Annotated in this window: 21 protein-coding genes; 12 read left to right on the forward strand and 9 right to left on the reverse strand. The window is 72.5% G+C overall.

The window, feature by feature from the left end:
• The gene (locus ABD324_RS09850; RefSeq protein ID WP_344414762.1) at positions 1-411 is read left to right on the forward strand and encodes an ectoine synthase; all 411 of its coding nucleotides are present in this window, start codon (positions 1-3) and stop codon (positions 409-411) included.
• 122 nt (positions 412-533) lie between these two features.
• Positions 534-1,448 (forward strand): ectoine hydroxylase, encoded by a 915-nt coding sequence (gene thpD, locus ABD324_RS09855; protein ID WP_344414764.1) that lies wholly within the window; start codon positions 534-536, stop codon positions 1,446-1,448.
• Between the two features lie 71 nt (positions 1,449-1,519).
• Here thpD and ABD324_RS09860 read toward each other — a convergent pair whose 3' ends face one another.
• Positions 1,520-2,299, reverse strand: coding sequence for an SGNH/GDSL hydrolase family protein (locus ABD324_RS09860; RefSeq protein WP_344414766.1), 780 nt, complete (start codon positions 2,297-2,299; stop codon positions 1,520-1,522).
• A 137-nt stretch (positions 2,300-2,436) separates the two neighbouring features.
• Here ABD324_RS09860 and ABD324_RS09865 point away from each other — a divergent pair, with 137 nt between their 5' ends.
• Together ABD324_RS09865 and ABD324_RS09870 are read left to right on the forward strand one after the other, a co-directional pair.
• Positions 2,437-3,135: a DUF3159 domain-containing protein gene (locus tag ABD324_RS09865; RefSeq protein WP_344414768.1), complete on the forward strand. Its 699-nt coding sequence runs from the start codon at positions 2,437-2,439 to the stop codon at positions 3,133-3,135.
• 263 nt (positions 3,136-3,398) lie between these two features.
• Positions 3,399-4,328, forward strand: a complete 930-nt coding sequence (locus ABD324_RS09870) for a hypothetical protein (protein WP_344414770.1) — start codon at positions 3,399-3,401, stop codon at positions 4,326-4,328.
• Between the two features lie 124 nt (positions 4,329-4,452).
• Here ABD324_RS09870 and thiE read toward each other — a convergent pair whose 3' ends face one another.
• Entirely contained in the window at positions 4,453-5,097 is a 645-nt protein-coding gene (thiE, locus tag ABD324_RS09875; protein ID WP_344414772.1) for a thiamine phosphate synthase, read from the reverse strand.
• A gap of 118 nt (positions 5,098-5,215) precedes the next feature.
• On the opposite strand from thiE, the gene thiO reads away from it, so the two are divergent.
• From thiO to ABD324_RS09895, 4 genes are read left to right on the forward strand one after another with little or no spacing between them, the layout of a single operon-like run.
• Positions 5,216-6,271: a glycine oxidase ThiO gene (gene thiO / locus ABD324_RS09880; RefSeq protein WP_344414775.1), complete on the forward strand. Its 1,056-nt coding sequence runs from the start codon at positions 5,216-5,218 to the stop codon at positions 6,269-6,271.
• Complete coding sequence (gene thiS, locus ABD324_RS09885) at positions 6,268-6,468, forward strand: sulfur carrier protein ThiS (RefSeq protein ID WP_344414777.1); 201 nt, start codon at positions 6,268-6,270, stop codon at positions 6,466-6,468. Before thiO ends, thiS begins: the two co-directional genes overlap by 4 nt.
• Before the next feature lie 2 nt (positions 6,469-6,470).
• Positions 6,471-7,265: a thiazole synthase gene (gene thiG, locus ABD324_RS09890; RefSeq protein WP_344414779.1), complete on the forward strand. Its 795-nt coding sequence runs from the start codon at positions 6,471-6,473 to the stop codon at positions 7,263-7,265.
• A gap of 51 nt (positions 7,266-7,316) precedes the next feature.
• Complete coding sequence (locus tag ABD324_RS09895; RefSeq protein WP_344414781.1) at positions 7,317-7,673, forward strand: nuclear transport factor 2 family protein; 357 nt, start codon at positions 7,317-7,319, stop codon at positions 7,671-7,673.
• A 16-nt stretch (positions 7,674-7,689) separates the two neighbouring features.
• On the opposite strand, the gene ABD324_RS09900 is transcribed toward ABD324_RS09895, so the two are convergent.
• The 6 genes from ABD324_RS09900 to ABD324_RS09925 all read right to left on the reverse strand — a co-directional run bounded on the left by ABD324_RS09900 (position 7,690) and on the right by ABD324_RS09925 (position 11,896).
• Complete coding sequence (locus ABD324_RS09900) at positions 7,690-8,301, reverse strand: ATP-dependent Clp protease proteolytic subunit (RefSeq protein WP_344414783.1); 612 nt, start codon at positions 8,299-8,301, stop codon at positions 7,690-7,692.
• Complete coding sequence (locus tag ABD324_RS09905) at positions 8,301-8,876, reverse strand: ClpP family protease (protein ID WP_344416317.1); 576 nt, start codon at positions 8,874-8,876, stop codon at positions 8,301-8,303. Before ABD324_RS09905 ends, ABD324_RS09900 begins: the two co-directional genes overlap by 1 nt.
• A 278-nt stretch (positions 8,877-9,154) precedes the next feature.
• A complete protein-coding gene (locus ABD324_RS09910; protein WP_344414786.1) occupies positions 9,155-10,147 on the reverse strand; it encodes a hypothetical protein in 993 nt (330 codons plus the stop codon).
• A complete protein-coding gene (locus ABD324_RS09915) occupies positions 10,144-10,782 on the reverse strand; it encodes a MerR family transcriptional regulator (RefSeq protein ID WP_344414788.1) in 639 nt (212 codons plus the stop codon). Before ABD324_RS09915 ends, ABD324_RS09910 begins: the two co-directional genes overlap by 4 nt.
• Before the next feature lie 34 nt (positions 10,783-10,816).
• Complete coding sequence (locus ABD324_RS09920; RefSeq protein ID WP_344414790.1) at positions 10,817-11,155, reverse strand: cupin domain-containing protein; 339 nt, start codon at positions 11,153-11,155, stop codon at positions 10,817-10,819.
• A gap of 9 nt (positions 11,156-11,164) precedes the next feature.
• Positions 11,165-11,896 (reverse strand): MerR family transcriptional regulator, encoded by a 732-nt coding sequence (locus tag ABD324_RS09925; protein ID WP_344414792.1) that lies wholly within the window; start codon positions 11,894-11,896, stop codon positions 11,165-11,167.
• Positions 11,897-12,013: 117 nt separating this feature from the next.
• Between ABD324_RS09925 and ABD324_RS09930 the strand changes: the two genes are divergently transcribed.
• The 4 genes from ABD324_RS09930 (at position 12,014) to ABD324_RS09945 (ending at position 16,958) form a co-directional block, all read left to right on the forward strand.
• Positions 12,014-13,234, forward strand: a complete 1,221-nt coding sequence (locus ABD324_RS09930; protein WP_344414795.1) for an acetyl-CoA C-acetyltransferase — start codon at positions 12,014-12,016, stop codon at positions 13,232-13,234.
• Positions 13,235-13,241: 7 nt separating this feature from the next.
• Positions 13,242-15,377, forward strand: coding sequence for a 3-hydroxyacyl-CoA dehydrogenase NAD-binding domain-containing protein (locus tag ABD324_RS09935; protein ID WP_344414797.1), 2,136 nt, complete (start codon positions 13,242-13,244; stop codon positions 15,375-15,377).
• A 91-nt stretch (positions 15,378-15,468) separates the two neighbouring features.
• Positions 15,469-16,110 (forward strand): DedA family protein, encoded by a 642-nt coding sequence (locus tag ABD324_RS09940; protein WP_344414799.1) that lies wholly within the window; start codon positions 15,469-15,471, stop codon positions 16,108-16,110.
• A gap of 62 nt (positions 16,111-16,172) precedes the next feature.
• Positions 16,173-16,958, forward strand: coding sequence for an ANTAR domain-containing protein (locus tag ABD324_RS09945; protein WP_344414801.1), 786 nt, complete (start codon positions 16,173-16,175; stop codon positions 16,956-16,958).
• On the opposite strand, the gene ABD324_RS09950 is transcribed toward ABD324_RS09945, so the two are convergent.
• On the reverse strand, positions 16,906-18,207 hold the full coding sequence (locus ABD324_RS09950; protein WP_344414803.1) for an acyltransferase family protein: 1,302 nt from the start codon (positions 18,205-18,207) through the stop codon (positions 16,906-16,908). The two genes, ABD324_RS09945 and ABD324_RS09950, sit on opposite strands and share 53 nt — an antisense overlap.
• Between the last annotated feature and the right edge of the window lie 37 nt (positions 18,208-18,244).

The following is an 18,244-nucleotide window of genomic DNA, read 5'->3' on the forward strand; positions in this document are numbered from 1 at the left end:
ATGCAGGTTCGCAAGATCGACGATGTGACCGGTACCAAGAACCACGTCGACACCCCCGGCTGGTTCTCGCGCCGCATCGTCACCGCCCACGACCGCGTCGGGTTCTCCGTCAGCGAGACCCTGCTGCGGGCGGGGTCGACGAACGACTTCTGGTACGCCAACCATGTCGAGGCAGTCTTCATCACCTCCGGTGAGGGCGAGCTGTACGACAAGGACAACGACGTGACCTACCAGCTGGCCCCGGGCACGATCTACCTGCTCGACGGCCACGAGAAGCACCAGGTGCGGCCGAAGACCGACATCACCTGCGTGTGCGTGTTCAACCCGCCCGTCATCGGCACCGAGGTGCACGACGAGAACGGGGTGTACCCGCTGCTCGAGCTGCCGCCGGAGCCCGCCGGCCAGGCCTGAGCCACCTCCGCGACCGCCGGACCCCAGGGGTCCGGCGGTCGCGCCGTGTCCCACCGACGACGCGGCATCCCCCCACGAAAGGGACGTTTCCCCACCCGCCGAACGAGAGAGGAGAGGCGCGCATGTCTGCCCCGAGCAGCAGTGACACCCGGACCACGAACGATCGGTACCCGACCCGGGTGTCCGCCGAACCCGCGCTGATCGAGCGTCTCGAGCCGACCGTCTGGGGCAGCGAGGCCTCCGCCGGCATGTATGGCGCGCAGGAGCTGCACGGGCACGCGACGAACGGCTTCTCGCGGGTTCCGGACCTGCTCACCCCGGACGAGGTGGCGGGCTACGCCGCCGAGCTGGACCGGCTGGCGCACGATCCGCTGGTGCGCGCGGACGACCGCTGCATCGTCGAGAAGGCGTCGGCCGAGGTGCGCTCGATCTTCGAGGTCCACCGCATCTCGGAGATGATCGCGCACCTCGTGCGCGACGAGCGCGTGGTCGGCCGGGCCCGGCAGATCCTCGGCGGCGACGTCTACGTGCACCAGAGCCGGATCAACTACAAGCCCGGCTTCGGCGGCGGCGGCTTCTCCTGGCACTCGGACTTCGAGACCTGGCACGCCGAGGACGGCATGCCGACCCCGCGCGCCGTCAGCTGCTCGATCTCGCTCACCGAGAACTACGCCTACAACGGCTGCCTGATGATCATGCCGGGCTCGCACCGGACGTTCGTCAGCTGCGTGGGCGAGACGCCCGAGGACAACTACCGCTCCTCGCTCACGGAGCAGGAGATCGGCACCCCGGACCAGGACAGCCTCACGGCCCTGGCCGACCGGCACGGCATCGCGATGCTCACGGGCAAGGCCGGCTCGGCGACCTTCTTCGACTCCAACTGCATGCACGGCTCGGCGGACAACATCACCCCGTACCCGCGCTCGAACATCTTCATCGTGTTCAACAGCGTGGACAACGCGTGCGGCGAGCCGTACTACGCTCCGCGAGCCCGCCCCGAGTACATCGCGGCGCGGGACTTCACCCCGGTCCGCTGACGACCCGCATCATGGAACCATAACGCGCTCAGGAGCCCCGTTTTCGCGCGTTATGGTTCCATAGTGCGAGGTCAGGCGGGGTGGGAGCGCTCGTAGGGGCTCAGGGTGGGGCGCTTGGGGAGGTAGCCGTCGCCCGTGTGCAGGCCGCGGAGGCGCTTGCTGGCGTAGGGCAGGACGTGCTCCCTCACCCACTTGATGTCGTCGGCCTGGCGAGCGCGCCAGTTGAGCGCCTCGGCCGCCGGCCACGGGGTGCGCCAGTCGCTCGGCACGGGCTCACCCAGGACCTCCAGGGCCCGCAGCGCGACCCGCTCGTGGGCCTCGGGGGTGAGGTGCAGCCGGTCGCTCGCCCACGCGCGCGGGTCGGCGAGGACGTCCATGCCCCAGAGGTCGACGATCCTGCAGCCGTGCCGGTCCGCGATCGCCCGCAGGTTCTCGTTGTAGGTGGCCACGCGGCCGCGCAGGCGGCGCAGCAGCATGTGCATCCGGCGCAGGTCGAACCCGGTGAACATTACGATGTCCGCGCCCGTGGCGACGAGCCGGGCCGTGGCCGCGTCGACGCGCTGCGCCAGGTCGTCCGGGTCCGACGTGATGCCGATGATGTCGTTGCCGCCGGCACAGAACGAGATGAGGTCCGGGCGCATCTCTTCCGCCACCGGCACCTGGTCGGCGACGATCTGGTCGAGCAGCTTCCCGCGGACGGCCAGGTTGGCGTAGGTGAAGCCGGGGCGTCCCGCCGCCAGCCGCTCGGCGAGCCGGTCCGCCCAGCCGCGCGGGGAGCCGTCGTCCCAGAGATCGTCCAGACCCTCGGTGAAGCTGTCCCCGATGGCCACGAAGCTGTTCCACCTGTTCACGGCCCAGCCCCCTTCTTCTCGTCGCCCGGCGTCCACCACGCCTTCACCTACTGATCGGTACAGGATCACTCATTCGTTAGCGCCGCGTCGAGTGCTGACTGTTGCGGAGGGCCCTTCGTAGGGCACCCTTACCCGTTGTGGGTACACCTCGGGAGCCGGACGGCGAGTCGCTGCGGGACATCCTCGGCGGTCGCCGCGGGGCGGTCGACGCCTCCGTGCCGGTCGTCGCGTTCGTCGTCGCCTGGTTGATCGCCGGAGCCGCGGGCTGGTGGTCGCCGGTCGGGATCGCCGCGGCGGCCGCCATCGTCGCGGGGGCGGTCGTCGCCGCGGTGCGGCTGCGGCGGGGCGACCGGCCGCGCGCGGTGCTGTTCGGGCTGCTCGGGGTCGCGGTCGCCGCGCTGGTGGCCCTCTACACCGGCCGGGCCGAGGACTTCTTCCTGGTCCAGATCCTGAGCAACGTGGCGAGCGCGCTGGTCTGGGCGATCTCGATCGTCGTGCGCTGGCCGCTGCTCGGCGTGATCGTCGGGCTGGCGCTGGGCCAGAAGACGCGCTGGCGGCGCGATCCGGACCTGATGCGCGGCTACCAGCGGGCGAGCTGGGTGTGGGTGGCGCAGTACGTCGTGCGGGTCGCGGTGTTCTGGCCGCTCTACCGGGCGGACTGGGTGTTCGCGCTCGGCGCGGCCAGGGTGGTGTTCAGCCCGGCGCTCGTGGCGTTGTGCGTGCTGCTGTCGTGGCCGGCGCTGCGCTCGGCGCTCCCGGCGGACCATCCGGGGATCCGGCGACCCAGGGTGCCGGGCGCAGCACCTACCGTGGAGAGCGCTGCCACGGAGGAGTGAGTCCGCTCACGAAGCGTGATCGACAGGTGCGTTTCGGAGATCACGGACGTTCACCCACGTGGAACCTGCTGACGTCGACGTGATGTGTGAACGGAGTCATGGCCCCCCACAACCCCCGCCCGTACCCCCAACGACCCGCGGCCGCCCCGAACGGTCGTCCCGGTCCGATCCCCTCGCAGCGCTCCGGCGCTGATCCGGGGCAGCCGCCCGTCCCCGGCTCGGGTGCGCCGCAGCGTCCCCGCCGACCCCAGGGCAGCGGCCCGGTGGGCCGGGGGCCCGAGAGCAGGGGGCGCCACGGGAGCGGGCCCGCCGGCGGCTCACCGTCCGGTCCGTACGGCGGCGCCTCGCGCAGTGCCGGGATCTCCGGGGCGCACGGCGCGGGCTCGCAACCGACCCGGGTGGTCGGCGGGACGGCGGAGACGGCCGCCGTCAAGAAGGTGGACCTGACCGTCAACAAGATCATCGCGAGTGCCGGTGCCGCCGCCACCACCGCGGTCTTCGGGTCGTTCTTCGGGGCCACCGGAACGGTCGTCGGCGCGGCGCTCGGGTCGGTGGTCACGACCGTCGGCACCACGATCTACCAGCGCTCCCTCGACCGGACGCGGGACACGGTGCTGCAGCGGATCAAGGTGCCGGGCACGGGGGAGACGGTGATCGCGGAGACCGTCGTGCACCCGGCCGACGCGATGCCCACGATCCCGCTGCAGCGCGGCACCACGCCGGACGGCCGCACGATGCTCGAGCCGGCGACCGCCGAGCCGGCCCGCCCCCGGGTCACCCGCAAGCGCCTGATCATCGCCGGGATCTCGACGGTGGTGGCGTTCGTGACGGCGATGCTGCTGATCACCGGCATCGAGTGGATCAAGGGCTCGCCGATCTCCGGCGGGGACTCGGGCACCTCGGTGAGCCGGGTCGTGTCCGGCACCGCCGACACGTCGGGTGACCAGCAGAGCGGCAGCACCGACACCACCGGATCCAGCGCGCCGACCACGTCGGAGACGCCGTCGCCGGGCGTGCGGGACGGCTCGGGTGACAGCACGAGGGACGCGAACCCGAGCGGCACCACGACGACCACCCCGCGCAGCGGCGGCTCCACGAGCACCCCCGCCACCGGCACCACCACGGCCCCGAACGGCGGCCTCGGCGGCCTCCTGGGCGGGAACGGCTCAGGCGGCGAGAGCCCCCAGCAGTAACCCGGAAGCCGCGAGCCACCCCAAGACCCGCGAGTCGGCACTTTCGGGAGGCCGAAACACACGCTGACGACGCGCGTGAGCGTCACATTCGGCCTCCCCGATGTGCCGACTCGCGGGTCTCGGTCTACGGGAGACGGGCGCGGAGGGTGCGGGCGGCGTGCTCGGGGTCCTTGGCCTCGGTGATCGCGCGCACCACGACGATGCGGGTGGCGCCGGCGGCCAGGACCTCGTCGAGGGTCCCGCCGTCGATGCCGCCGATCGCGAACCACGGGCGGGCCGGGGCGCGTCCCGCGACGATGCGGACCAGGTCGAGACCGGGGGCGGGGCGGCCCGGCTTGGTGGGCGTGGGCCAGCAGGGGCCCACGCAGAAGTAGTCGACGCCGGGCTCGTCGGCGGCGCGCAGGGTCTCCTCGGCGCTGTGCGAGGAGCGGCCGATCACCACGTCGTCCCCGACGATCCGGCGGGCCCACTCCACCGGCAGGTCGTCCTGCCCCAGGTGCAGGACGTCCGCGCCCGCGGCCAGGGCGACGTCCGCCCGGTCGTTCACCGCGAGCAGCCGGTCGTGCGTCGCGCAGGCCTCGGCCAGCACCTCCAGCGCGGCGAGCTCGTCGCGCGCCTCGATCCCCTTCTCCCGGAGCTGGATCACGTCGACGCCCCCGGCGAGGGCGGCATCGGCGAACTCGGCGAGGTCCGGCCGGTCTCCGGTGCAGAGGTAGAGCTTCGCGTCGGCGAGGCGGGCCAGTGCGGTGTCACGGTCGAGTCGGGGCACGCGTCCGGAGCGTAGGGTGGTGCCGCAGGGCACGGGAGTCCGCGTCGAGCGGGCTGAGAGGGGACTGGCCGGTCCCGACCGTCGAACCTGATCCGGGTCATGCCGGCGCAGGGAGGAATTGCAGGTGGAGGAGCTCGTCGTCGCCGGGGGCGGCGTCATCGGGCTGAGCTGCGCGTGGCGCGCGGCGCAGGCCGGGTGGCACGTGACCCTGTGCGATCCCGCGCCCGCGTCGGGCTCGTCGTGGGTGGCGGGCGGGATGCTCGCGCCGGTCACCGAGGCCTGGCCCGGCGAGGAGGCGCTGCTCGACCTGGGGCTCGAGGCGCTCGCGCTGTGGCCGGGATTCGCCGAGGAGCTCTCCGCGGCCGCCGGGCAGGCCGCCGGGCTGCACGCCAAGGGCACGGTCGTCGCGGCCACGGGGAGCGGGGACCGGGCCGAGCTCGACGCCCTGGCCGCCCATCTGGCGACGCTTGGGCGTCCGGTCGAGCGGCTGACCGGCCGCGAGCTGCGCCGGCTCGAACCCGGCCTCGGCCCGGACGTCCGCGGCGGGCTGTCGGTCCCCGGCGACCTGTCGGTGGACAACCGGGCCCTGCTCGCGGCGCTGCGGGCGGCCGCGGAGAAGGCCGGCGTGGTGATCGAGGAGCGCGCCTGGGCCGGCGAGGGGCCGGTGCTGATCTGCGCCGGCGCCCACTCCGCGGCGCTGCACCCGGCACTGTCGGGGCTGGTCCGGCCGGTCAAGGGCGAGATCCTGCGGCTCGGGCACCGCCGCGGCGCCTTCCCGCTCCCCACCCGCACCATCCGCGCACTGGTCGACGGCCGGCCCGTCTACCTGGTGCCTCGCCCCGACGGGCTGGTGGTCGGGGCCACCCAGTACGAGCAGGGCTTCGACACCGATCCGTCGGTCGGCGGGGTGCGGGACCTGCTGCGGGACGCCGAACGGATCCTGCCCGGCGTCGCCGAGTACGCGCTGGTCGAGGTGGCCGCGGGGCTGCGCCCGGGGAGCCCGGACAACATGCCGCTCATCGGTCGGCTGGACGAGCGAACGCTCGTCGCCACGGGGCACAGCCGCAACGGCATCCTGCTCGCCCCGCTCACCGCCCAGCTGGTCACGGGCCTGCTGGCGGGCGAACCCGCGCCCGCCGCCGTCGACCCCGCCCGGTTCCGGGAGGACCGATGAAGATCCGGATCAACGGCAGCGTCCACGAGCTGCCCCACCCCGCCACCGTCGCCGACGCCCTGGACGCGATCGACGCCCCCGCGCGGGGTGTCGCCGTGGCGCTGGACGGCGAGGTGGTCCGGCGGGCGGACTGGAAGAGCACGGAGCTGCACGAGGGCGCGGCGGTCGAGGTACTGACCGCGGTGCAGGGAGGATGACCATGGGAGAGCAGCTCGCGGAACGACCCATCGGTGGAGATCCGTTTCTCGTCGGAGGCCGGAAGTTCGCGTCGCGGCTGATCACCGGGACCGGCGGCGCCGCCAACCTGGAGATCCTGGAACGCGCGCTGGTGGCCTCCGGGACCTCGCTGACCACGGTGGCGATGCGCCGCATCGACGCCACGACCGGCACCGGCGTCCTCGACCTGCTGCGCCGCCTCGGCATCGAGATCCTGCCCAACACCGCCGGCTGTCGGACGGCGGCGGAGGCGGTCCTCACCGCCCGGCTCGGCCGTGAGGCGCTCGAGACCGACCTGGTGAAGCTCGAGGTCGTCGCCGACGAGCGGACCCTGCTCCCGGACCCGATCGAGCTGCTCGACGCCGCCGAACAGCTGGTCGACGCGGGGTTCACCGTCCTGCCCTACACCAACGACGATCCCGTGCTGGCCCGCAAGCTGGAGGTGGTCGGCTGCGCCGCCGTCATGCCGCTGGGCTCGCCGATCGGCACTGGCCTGGGCATCCGGAACCCGCACAACATCGCGATGATCGTCGAGCAGGCGGGGGTGCCCGTGGTGCTCGACGCGGGTATCGGCACCGCGTCCGAGGCCGCGCAGGCCATGGAGCTGGGCTGCGACGCCGTCCTCCTGGCCACCGCGGTCACCCGGGCGGCCGACCCCGAGCGCATGGCGCACGCGATGAAGCTGGCCGTCGAGGCGGGCCACGCGGCGCGGCACGCGGGCCGGATCCCGCGACGCTACTGGGCCCAGGCCTCGTCCCCCGCGGTCGAATCGGACTAGCCGGGTACGGTCGGCGGGCGCCGCCCCGGGCGCCGGACGGAGGGACGTCGCGTGGCCGACATCGCCGAGCTCATGCAGATCCACCTGATGGGCGTCTTCGGTGAGCGGGACGGGGCGCGGCGCCGCGAGCGGATCGCCGAGTTCTACGCCCCCGACCTGGTGATGCACGACCCGGAGGGCGCGATCACCGGGGTCGAGGCGCTCGACGCCAAGGCCCAGGAGCTGCTCGACCAGGCCCCTGACTTCGTGTTCTCACCGGCGGGGCCCGTGGAGGTGGTCCACGACCTCGGCCACCTGCCCTGGAGCTTCGGCCCGGCCGGCGCGCCGCCGGTCGTCCGCGGCAGGGACATCGCCCTGGTCAGGGACGGCCGGATCGCCGTGGCCTACACGATCCTGCTCGCGGAGTAGCGCCGACCGGGCCTGCTCACCGCACCGCGCGCAGCTTGCGCGGCGTGATGATGTCGTCGATCAGGCCGTACTCCCGCGCCTCCTCCGCGGTGAGGATCCGGTCCCGCTCGACGTCGGCGTGGATCCGTTCCGTGCTCCGGCCGGTGTGCAGCGCCAGGGCCTGCTCCATCTGCGCGCGGATCCGGGCGACCTCGGCGGCGTGGATCTCCAGGTCCGAGATCTGGCCCTGGACGACGTCCGTGGCGGGCTGGTGGATCAGCACCCGCGCGTTGGGCACGGCCAGGCGCCTGCCGTGCGACCCGGCCGCCAGCACCACCGCCGCGGCCGAGGCCGCCTGCCCGAGACAGACCGTCTCGATCTCCGGGCGGATGAACTGCATCGTGTCGTAGATGGCCATCAGCGAGGTGAACGAGCCACCCGGCGAGTTGATGTAGAGCGAGATCTTGCGGTCGGGATCGGCGGACTCGAGGTAGAGCAGCTGGGCCATGACGTCGTTGGCGGACGCGTCGTCGATCTGCACGCCGAGGAACACGATCCGTTCCTCGAACAGCTTGTTGTACGGATTGGACTCCTTGACCCCGTAGCTCGTGCGTTCGACGAACGAGGGCAGGGTGTAGCGCATCTGCATCAGGCCACCTCCCCGGCCCGGGCGACGACGTGGTCCACGAACCCGTACTCCTGCGCCTCCCGGGCGTCGAACCAGCGGTCGCGGTCGAAGTCCCTCATGATCTGCTCGGCCGTCTGGCCGGTGTGCGAGGCGATCAGCGCGGCCATCTCCTCCTTGTTGCGCCGCAACAGTTCCGCCCGGATCCGGATGTCCGTCTCCTTGCCGCCCACCCCACCCGACGGCTGGTGCATCAGCACCTTGGTGTGCGGCAGCACGTACCGCTTGCCGGGGGTCCCGGCGGAGAGCAGGACCTGGCCCATCGACGCGGCCAGCCCCATCGCGTAGGTCGCGACGTCGCACGGGATGAACCGCATGGTGTCGAGCACCGCCAGGCCGTCGTGCACGGAGCCGCCGGGGGAGTTGATGTAGAGCGAGATGTCCGCCTCCGGGTCCTCCGCGGCGAGCAGGAGCATCTGGCCGGCGATCCGGTTGGCGATGTCCGCGTCGACCTCCTGTCCGAGGACGACGATCCGGTGGGTCAGCAGGCGCTCGAACACCGAGTCGGCGAGGCCCGCGGCGGCGACGGTCGTGCTCATCCGGGCCGGCGGGAGCTCGCCGGACAGCGGGGTGGTGGGCAGGTGGAACGGCCGGTTCGGCGACGGCAGCGGGTAGGGCACGGTGACCTCCAGGGGAATCGGGCTGACCAGCCCGACGCTAGGGAGGTCCGGCCTCCGCCGGGCGCGTATTCACCCACGGTGAACCCGCGACCAGGCGATTTCGCCCCGGGCGAGCCCACACTCCGACTCGCGGGTCGCCGGTGGCCCACCCGCGAGTCGGCGATCTCCGTAGGCCGAGTCGCACCCTCACGACGTCGTCAGCGTGGGTTTCGGCCTACCGAAAGTGCCGACTCGCGGGGGTGGGGGCGGAGGAGGGTGAGGGCGGTGGCGGTGAGTGCGGCCGCCGCGATGAGCGCGCCGGCGGTGAGGGTGATCGCGTCCGGCGCGACGATCGACTGGCCCCGCAGGGCCTGCCAGGTCGTCAGCGCCAGGACCAGCAGGTAGGTGACCGCCGCGATCCCCAGCAGCGACCGGCGTACCGCGATCCGCCGCAGGACCGGGATCCGCGGGGCGAGCAGCTCCAGTGCGATCAGCAGCAGCGGCAGTGCCTGCAGGGCGTGCATCCCGACGAAGTGCGGGATCCGCAGGTCGCCGCCGACCGTGCTCCAGCCGAGGAACGGCAGGCCCGCGCCGCCGTCCGCGACCCCGACGGTGTGGGCGCCGATGATCGAACCGCCGGCCGCGATCTGGCCGGGGAACGGGCGCGTCATCAGGAACCCGAGTGCCATCCCGACCAGGGCGACGACCGCCCCCGCGCGGATCGCCCGGGAGCGCGCCGGATCGAGGTCGCGGACCCGGAACAGCTGGGCGGTGGTGTACAGCGTCGCCAGCCAGACCCCGACGATCGACACGGCCATCACCTGGAACAAGGCGGCGTTCAGGGGCGTGGTCTGGTTGAAGTGGCTCGTGGTCCCGCGCAGCACCTGCACCGTGATGATCGCCAGCTCGACCCCCAGCAGGACCGCGGCGACAGTCCCGGCGCGATGGGTCCAGCGGGCCGCCGCCGGGCGGTGCCCGCGGACCAGCGCGATCAGCCAGGCCCAGGTCACGGCGTAGATCAGGGTGGACAGGGCGAACTTCGTGGGCTTGGTCCAGATGGGTACGCCGGTGAGCACCCGGTCGTCGACGATCAGGCCGACGACGCAGACCACCAGCAGCACCGCCATCGCGACGGCCAGCGTCATCAACGGGCGGTGCCAGGCGAAGGCCCGGCGCAGGGTCGTGTGTGGGGTGGGCAGGACGGCGGTCATGGCTGCTCCCGGAACCTGGTGGCGGACACGTGCTCCTGTGCGAGCCGGCGCAGCGCGGCGAGCAGTCGCTCCCCGAGCACCGTGCCGACGAGTGCGGTCTCGACGCGTTCCTCCGGATCGGCCAGGGCGGAGATCGTGTCGAGATCGGCCTCGGCGACGCGCTCGGCCGCCTCGGCGTAGACGGATGCCAGGCCGGCGAGACGGTCGCCGGTGATCTGGTGCATGGTGGCGAGGACGTCGACGGCGACCCGTCGGGCCCCGGGATCCTCGGACAGTCGCCAGCCGCGCTCGGCGATCAGCTCGTCGATGCGCCTCGCGGCCTCGGCGTGGGCGGGATCGTCGACCGTCGCGGCATCCCCCGTCGAGGCGGCGTCCATGGTGAGGCCGAGCGTGTCGTGCAGGCTGACCGCCGGATCGTCGACGGCGGCGAGCACCGCCCGGACGGAGGCGATGGACAGTCCACCCACCTCGACCAGCGAGCGGACCAGGGCGATCCTGCGCACGTGCTCCGGCCCGTAGGCGACCTGGTTGGGCGACGTCGTGACCTCGCCGCGGGGGAGGAGCCCCTCGCGGAGGTAGTACTTGACCGTCGCCACCGGGACCCCCGTGGAACGGCTGAGCTCGGCCATGCGCATGGCCGATACTGTAGCTATCCGATAGCGGTGCTGTCTACTCTCGGTTCGGAGGTCGCGTGCCCTCCGCCGGACCGAACACCACGAGGACGGAGAGGTCCTCGGACACGTCCGTGAACTGGTGGCGCTCCCCGGCCGGCACGAAGATCACGCTGCCGGGCCCGATGTCGGCCTCGCCGGACTCCGCGACCAGCCGGGCGCGGCCGCGCATCACGACGTAGACCTCGTCCTCGCCGTGGGGGTGCTGGCCGTCCTTCCCGCCCACGGGGATGCAGTACGTGCCGAGCGACAGGTCGGCCGCACGCACGTGTTGTCGGTACTGGTTCGGTTCCCCCTCGGGGACCGCGAAGACCCCCGCCGCGCGCACGATCTGCACGTCGAGACCCTAGCGCGCCGCCGCCCTGGTGGCTTCCGCCCGCGCCCGGATGTTCCGGTTGACGGACCGGCCGAACGCCGTGACGACCCCCTGGACGGTGACCGGCTTCAGGCGGGCCAGCGCCGAGGCGAGGCGGGCGCGCTGCTCGGCCGGGCGGCCCGCGTCCCGGTAGGGCTGCAGGACCTCTTCCTGGAACACGGACATCAGCTCGTCGGCGAGTGCGGCGGTGTGCCGGTCGATGATCTCCCGCGAGCGTCGCCAGAAGTCCGCGGAGAGCTCGGGATCGAGCGAGTCCAGCCCGGCGGCCAGTGCGATCGGGCCCGGGACGCGGAACCGTCCGTCGCCGGACGACTCCACGACGCCGGAGGCGGCCAGCCGCTCGACGGTGTCGTCGTCGAGGGTCCGGCCCGCCCGGTCCTCGAGGCCGGCGCGGTCCACGTCGTCGAACTGCTCGGGGGCCCACGGGGTGAGCAGGGCGAGCTGCAGGGCCAGCTCCTCGGGACCCGCGGAGCTGGGCAGGCGTTCGAGGTACCGCTCGATCGCCGCCAGGGTGAACCCCAGGTCGGTGAGCTCGGCGACCAGCATCAGCCGGGCCACGTGGTCCGACCCGTACAGGCCCGTACGCCCGCGCAGCGTCGGCGGCGGGAGCAGGCCCCGGCCGGCGTAGTAGCGGATCGTGCGGACGGACGTGCGCGTGCGCTCGGCCAGCTGGTCCACGGTGAGGAGCGCGGGTTCGGCCATGGGGGCAGGCTACGTCACGGGTTGACCTATGTGACAGTCCTGCTGTAACAAAGGGGCAGGGCGCATCGCCGTCAGCTGCGGCCGTCGAAGGCTGCTCATCTCCACGAGAGGGTTCGCATGAGCGACATCCCCGAGGCGTACATCTACGACGCCATCCGCACACCACGTGGTCGGGGCAAGGCCTCCGGGTCCCTCCACTCCGTCAAGCCGGTCTCCCTGGTCGTCGGTCTGATCGACGAGATCAGGGCCCGCTTCCCCGAGCTCGACCCGAACACGATCGACGACGTCGTCCTCGGCGTCGTCTCGCCGATCGGCGACCAGGGCGGCGACATCGCCAAGACCGCGGCCATCGCCGCCGGCCTCCCGTACACCGTCGCCGGCGTGCAGCTCAACCGCTTCTGCGCGTCCGGCCTCGAGGCCGTGAACACCGCGGCGCAGAAGATCCGCTCCGGCATGGAGGAGATGGTCCTCGCCGGCGGCGTCGAGGCCATGAGCCGCGTCCCCATGGGATCCGACGGCGGCGCCTGGGCGATGGACCCGGACACCAGCTACGAGACGGGCTTCGTGCCGCAGGGCATCGGCGCCGACCTGATCGCGACCCTCGAGGGCTTCTCGCGCACGGACGTCGACACCTTCGCGGTGGAGTCGCAGACCCGCGCCGCCAAGGCCTGGGCCAACGGCTACTTCGCCCGCTCGGTCGTCCCGGTCAAGGACCGCAACGGGATGACGATCCTGGACCGCGACGAGCACGTTCGCGCGGGCGCCACCCTGGACAGCCTGGCCGGGCTCAAGCCGTCCTTCGAGATGATGGGCCAGGACGGCGGGTTCGACGCCGTGGCGCTGCAGCGCTACCACTGGGTCGAGAAGATCGACCACGTGCACCACGCCGGGAACAGCTCCGGGATCGTCGACGGCGCGGCGCTCACCCTGATCGGCACCGAGGCGGCGGGCAAGGCCGCGGGTATCACGCCGCGCGCCCGGATCGTCGCCACCGCGCTCTCCGGCGCGGACCCCACGATCATGCTGACCGGTCCCGCACCCGCCAGCCGCAAGGCGCTGGCCAAGGCCGGGCTCACGGTCGACGACATCGACCTGTTCGAGATCAACGAGGCGTTCGCCGCCGTGGCCCTGCGCTTCATGCGGGACATGGGGATCTCGGCCGACAAGACCAACGTCAACGGCGGGGCCATCGCCATGGGGCACCCGCTCGGCGCGACCGGGGCCATGATCGTCGGCACCCTGCTCGACGAGCTGGAGCGCCGGGACCTGCAGCGGGGCCTGGCCACGCTGTGCGTCGGCGGCGGCATGGGCATCGCGACCATCATCGAGCGGGTCTGAGGGAGACATGACACAGAAGGCTGTCCGCTGGGAGAAGGACTCCGACGGCGTCGCGATCGTGACCCTCGACGACCCGAACGCCGGTGCCAACACCATGAACGCGGCCTACACGCAGGCCATGGGTGAGGTCGTCACCGAGCTCGAGGCGGCGAAGGACGACATCACCGGCGTGATCATCACGTCGGCCAAGAAGACATTCTTCGCCGGCGGGAACCTCGACGACCTGATCGCCGCGCGCCGCGAGGACGCCCCGGCGCTCGTCGAGAGCGTCACCGAGATCAAGGGGCAGCTCCGCCGGCTGGAGAAGCTGGGCCGGCCCGTCGTCGCGGCCATGACCGGCACCGCGCTCGGAGGTGGCCTGGAGATCGGCCTCGCCACGCACCACCGGATCGGGATCGACGCCCGCGGCGTCGTCTACGGGCTCCCGGAGGTCACCCTCGGGCTGCTGCCCGGTGGCGGCGGCGTCACCCGCATCACCCGGATGCTCGGGATCATGAGCGGCTTCATGAACGTCCTGGCACAGGGCCAGCGGCACAAGCCGGACAAGGCCCTGGAGCTGGGGATCGTCGACGAGTTGGTCACGTCGAAGGACGAGGCGATCGCCAACGCCAAGGCCTGGATCGCCGCCAACCCGGACGCCGCACAGCCCTGGGACAAGCCCGGCTACAAGATCCCGGGCGGCGCGCCGTCCAACCCGAAGCTCGCCGCGTTCCTGCCCGCCTTCCCGGCCAACCTGCGCAAGCAGCTCAAGGGCGCGCCCATGCCGGCGCCGCGGAACATCCTGTCGGCGGCCGTCGAGGGCGCGCAGGTCGACTTCGACACCGCGCTGGTGATCGAGGGCCGCTACTTCGTGGACCTCGTCGTCGGGCAGGTCTCGAAGAACATGACCAAGGCGTTCTTCTTCGACCTGCAGGCGATCAACGGTGGCAAGTCGCGCCCGGACGGCTACGAGAAGTACGTGCCGCACAAGGTCGCGGTGCTCGGCGCCGGGATGATGGGCGCGGGCATCGCCTACGTCTGCGCGCAGGCCGGCTGGGAGGTCGTGCTCAAGGACGTCTCGCTCGAGGCCGCGGAGAAGGGCAAGGCCTACTCCGAGGGCATCGTCGCGAAGGGTGTGAAGCGCGGCAAGGTGACCCTGGAGAAGGGTGAGGCCCTGCTCGAGAAGATCACCCCCACCGCGGACTACAACGACCTCGCGGGCTGCGACATCGTGATCGAGGCCGTGTTCGAGTCGGTGGAGCTCAAGCAGGAGGTGTTCCGCGAGGCCATGAAGGTCATCGAGCCCGACGCGCTTCTCTGCTCGAACACCTCCACGCTGCCGATCACCGAGCTGGCGGCGGGCATCGACCGGCCGGGCGACTTCGTCGGGCTGCACTTCTTCTCGCCCGTCGACAAGATGCCGCTCGTCGAGATCATCAAGGGCGAGCGGACCTCCGACGCCACGCTGGCCAAGGCGTTCGACGTGACCCTGGGCATCCGCAAGACGCCGATCGTCGTCAACGACAGCAGAGGCTTCTTCACCTCGCGGGTGATCGGGACCTTCCTCAACGAGGGCATCGCGATGCTCGCCGAGGGCATCGACCCGCAGACGATCGAGCAGGCGTCGTCGCAGGCCGGGTACCCCGCGCCCGTCCTGCAGCTGATGGACGAGCTCACGCTCACGCTGCCGCAGAAGATCCGCAAGGAGTCGCAGGCGGCGGCGGGCGACGCGTGGGTGGCGCACCCCGCGGACGCCATCGTGGACACGCTGGTCGACCTGGGGCGCAAGGGGAAGTCGTCCGGAGCCGGCTTCTACTCCTACGAGGACGGCCGGCGCGTGGGGCTGTGGAAGGACCTGCGCTCGACGTTCGACGCGACCAATCACGACGTCGACCTGCACGAGCTGTCCGAGCGGATGCTGTTCATCGAGGCCATCGAGACGCAGCGCTGCTTCGACGAGGGTGTGCTGGAGACGATCCCGGACGCCAACATCGGCTCGATCTTCGGCATCGGCTTCCCGGCCTGGACCGGCGGTGTCGTGCAGTACGTCGAGGGCTACGAGGGCGGCGTCGCCGGCTTCGTGAAGCGGGCCGACGAGTTCACGCAGAAGTACGGCGTGCGCTTCGAGGTCCCGGAGTCGCTGCGGAAGCGAGCCGCGGCCTGAGCAGCCGTGAGTGGCGATAGTCGCTATGACGACTATCGCCACTCACGAGGCCTCTTAGGTTCTTATCAGACAAATCGGGCATCGTGGCGGGGTGGCCGACTGGGTGTTCTCGATCGTCGACCGTCTCGGAGCCGCCGGGGTGGGGTTCCTGATCTTCCTCGAGAACGTGGTCCCGCCGATCCCGTCCGAGGTGATCCTGCCGCTCGCCGGGTTCCGGGCCCGGACCGGCGCGGTCGACGCCATCTGGGTCTGGCCCGCCGCGACGGCCGGTTCGGTGCTCGGCGCCCTCGTGCTCTACGGGCTCGGCGCCTGGCTGGGCTACGAGCGGCTCCACCGGCTGGCGGGCCGGCGTTGGTTCATCCTGTGCAGCCGCAAGGACCTCGACCGGGGGCTCCGGCTGTTCGAGCGGCACGGCTCGGCGATCGTCCTGCTCGCCCGTTGCGTGCCGCTGATCCGGAGCGTGGTGTCCGTTCCGGCGGGGCTGGCACGGATGCCGTTGTGGCGGTTCACGCTGCTCACGGCCCTGGGCAGCGCGGTGTGGAACGGCGTGTTCCTCGGCCTGGGCTGGATGCTCGGGGAGAACTGGGAGCGCGTCGAGGGGTACCTGGCGCCCGTGTCGACGGCGATGCTGGTGATCGCCGTGCTGGGCGTCGCGTGGCTCGTGGTGCGGCGGCTGCGGCGGCGGGCCTCCGTGGCGGGCGCCGGAGCCGGGCGGCACCGGCTCCGTCCGTGATCGGTTTGCCGTCGGGTGCTCGCGCAGGCGAGGATCCTCGCCGGAGCCAGGAGGAGGCGGCGGTGACGACCGAACGGGAGTGGGCGCAGGATCGCGAGCTGTTCGTCGCGGCGGGCGCCGAGGGGGGTGTCGACGGCGACGCCGGCCCGCTGGCCAAGGAGTTCCTCGTGCTGTCCGAGCAGCTCTTCCGGGCCGCGACGGTCGGCGAGGTCCTGCAGCTGGTCGTCGACGCGGCCCGGGCGGTCGTCCCCGGCGCCGACATGGTGAGCGTGACCATGCGGGACCCGGACGGGCGGTTCCACACCCCCGTCGAGACGGACGCGATGGCCACCCGCCTCGACGAGCTGCAGTACCGCCTCGACGAGGGCCCTTGTGTGGCCGCCACCCGCAAGGAGGGGCTCGGCCTGGTGCACGCACCGGACCTGGCGAACTCCGTGGACTTCCCGCGCTACGGCCCGGCCGCCGCCGAGTTCGGGGCCCGCGGGCTGCTCGCCGTCGGGCTCTTCCCGGTCTCCGACACCCCGAGGTTGGGGGCGCTCAACCTCTACTCGCTGGAGGCCGGCTCGCTCGACGGAGCGGACCGCGACATCGCGCTGGTGCTGGCCGCCCATGCCTCCACCGCGCTGGCCGCGACCCAGTCCTTCGCCGCGGCCGAGCTGCAGACCGCGCAGCTGCGCGAGGCCCTGCGCAGCCGGGACGTGATCGGCCAGGCCAAGGGGATCCTCATGGAGCGGCGGGGGATCTCCGCGGCCGAGGCCTTCGACGTGCTGCGCAAGACCTCGCAGGGCCTCAACGTCAAGCTCGCACAGATCGCCGAGCTGATCGCCTCGCGCCGAGCCGACCTGTGACCAGCGCGTAGCCCAGCACCACCGCGGCGGACCAGGCGAGCGGCTCGAGCAGCGAGGCGTCGAAGCCGCGGGCGGCCAGGCCGAGCATGCCGCCGGCGCAGAGCACCATGCCGATCGCCAGCAGCGGCGCGGGCGGGGCTTCGGGCTTGGCGGTCGAGCGCGTCTCCAGGTTCCCGAAGAGCCGAACCAGGCCGACGAGGACGGCGAAGAGCGCGGCCACCCACAGGGGCGCCCCGGCCAGCCAGAGCGGGCCCCACGGGTCCGGCGTCTCGCTGCCGAGCAGCAACGTGAGCACACCCAGGCCCGCGACCAGCGCGGTCATGTGCCACAGGAAGACCGTCATCGTCCGCGGGGCCAGCACCGCGACCGCCCGGGCGACCCGCGGCGCCGCCGCGGCCCGCACCAGCAGCGGACGCAGTGCGAGGAGGGCGCCGAGCTGGAACACCGCGAGCGTGACCAGGCACAGCGTCGGCGGGCTCAGGTTGGAGACGGGCGCGCCGGGCATCCCGATCATGCTGGCCGGGTAGGGGCCGAAGGTGACCAGCGCACCCGTCGCGAGCAGGCCGGCCAGTGCGACGAGCCCGGCGCGCATCCCCGTGAGACGGGCGAAGGTGCCGTGGGCGTAGGCGATCCCGAGCTGGTGCACCGCGACCCACACGAACAGCGCGTTGAGGTAGCCGACCATCGGCACCCCCGCGAAGCGCAGGCCGTCGACCGCCGCGGCGGCCAGCACCAGCGGCACGAGCACCGCGAGGCCGAAGCGGGCGTGCGCCGCGGTCATGAGCGGGGTCAGCGCCACCAGGATCAGCTGGACCACGAGGAACCAGAGCAGCTGCGGGACCGCGGCCGCAGCGACGTCGACGGGCTGGGCGGGCAGTCCGAGGGCCACCAGCAACGCCGGCAGCGGTACCCACACCGCGATCAGCGCGAACACCGGGAGGACCAGCCGCTGCACCCGCGCGGCGAGCCAGGCCCGCGGTTCGGGCCTGCGCCGCAACGAGATCGCCCCCGCCGCGCCGGCGGCGAAGAACACGAGCGGCATGACCTGCCCGATCCACGTCCACACCCAGGCGCCCGGGGCGGCGAGCGCATTGCCGAAGCTCACCTCGCTGCCGTTCCACAGCACGACCGGCATCAGCCAGTGCTGCACGACGACCAGCGCGATGGCGCCGCTGCGCACCAGGTCCAGCACGGTGTCCCGGCCCGGCGGTGTCCCCGCCCGCTCCCGCACCCGCTCGATGACGGCCATCTCGATCCCCCCTCGGTCCCACCCGAGCCTCTCGGTT

It is taken from the genome of Pseudonocardia ailaonensis (assembly GCF_039531635.1).
Taxonomy (GTDB): Bacteria; Actinomycetota; Actinomycetes; order Mycobacteriales; family Pseudonocardiaceae; genus Pseudonocardia; species Pseudonocardia ailaonensis.

What these genes read in the sequence shown, in the direction of transcription:
- ABD324_RS09850 (WP_344414762.1), top strand. Translation starts at nt 1, where the DNA reads ATGCAGGTTCGCAAGATCGACGATGTGACCGGTACCAAGAACCACGTC.
- thpD (WP_344414764.1), top strand. Translation starts at nt 534, where the DNA reads ATGTCTGCCCCGAGCAGCAGTGACACCCGGACCACGAACGATCGGTAC.
- thiS (WP_344414777.1), top strand. Translation starts at nt 6,268, where the DNA reads ATGAAGATCCGGATCAACGGCAGCGTCCACGAGCTGCCCCACCCCGCC.
- thiG (WP_344414779.1), top strand. Translation starts at nt 6,471, where the DNA reads ATGGGAGAGCAGCTCGCGGAACGACCCATCGGTGGAGATCCGTTTCTC.
- ABD324_RS09900 (WP_344414783.1), bottom strand. Translation starts at nt 8,301, where the DNA reads ATGCAGATGCGCTACACCCTGCCCTCGTTCGTCGAACGCACGAGCTAC.
- ABD324_RS09905 (WP_344416317.1), bottom strand. Translation starts at nt 8,876, where the DNA reads ATGAGCACGACCGTCGCCGCCGCGGGCCTCGCCGACTCGGTGTTCGAG.
- ABD324_RS09910 (WP_344414786.1), bottom strand. Translation starts at nt 10,147, where the DNA reads ATGACCGCCGTCCTGCCCACCCCACACACGACCCTGCGCCGGGCCTTC.
- ABD324_RS09915 (WP_344414788.1), bottom strand. Translation starts at nt 10,782, where the DNA reads ATGCGCATGGCCGAGCTCAGCCGTTCCACGGGGGTCCCGGTGGCGACG.
- ABD324_RS09925 (WP_344414792.1), bottom strand. Translation starts at nt 11,896, where the DNA reads ATGGCCGAACCCGCGCTCCTCACCGTGGACCAGCTGGCCGAGCGCACG.
- ABD324_RS09930 (WP_344414795.1), top strand. Translation starts at nt 12,014, where the DNA reads ATGAGCGACATCCCCGAGGCGTACATCTACGACGCCATCCGCACACCA.
- ABD324_RS09935 (WP_344414797.1), top strand. Translation starts at nt 13,242, where the DNA reads ATGACACAGAAGGCTGTCCGCTGGGAGAAGGACTCCGACGGCGTCGCG.
- ABD324_RS09950 (WP_344414803.1), bottom strand. Translation starts at nt 18,207, where the DNA reads ATGGCCGTCATCGAGCGGGTGCGGGAGCGGGCGGGGACACCGCCGGGC.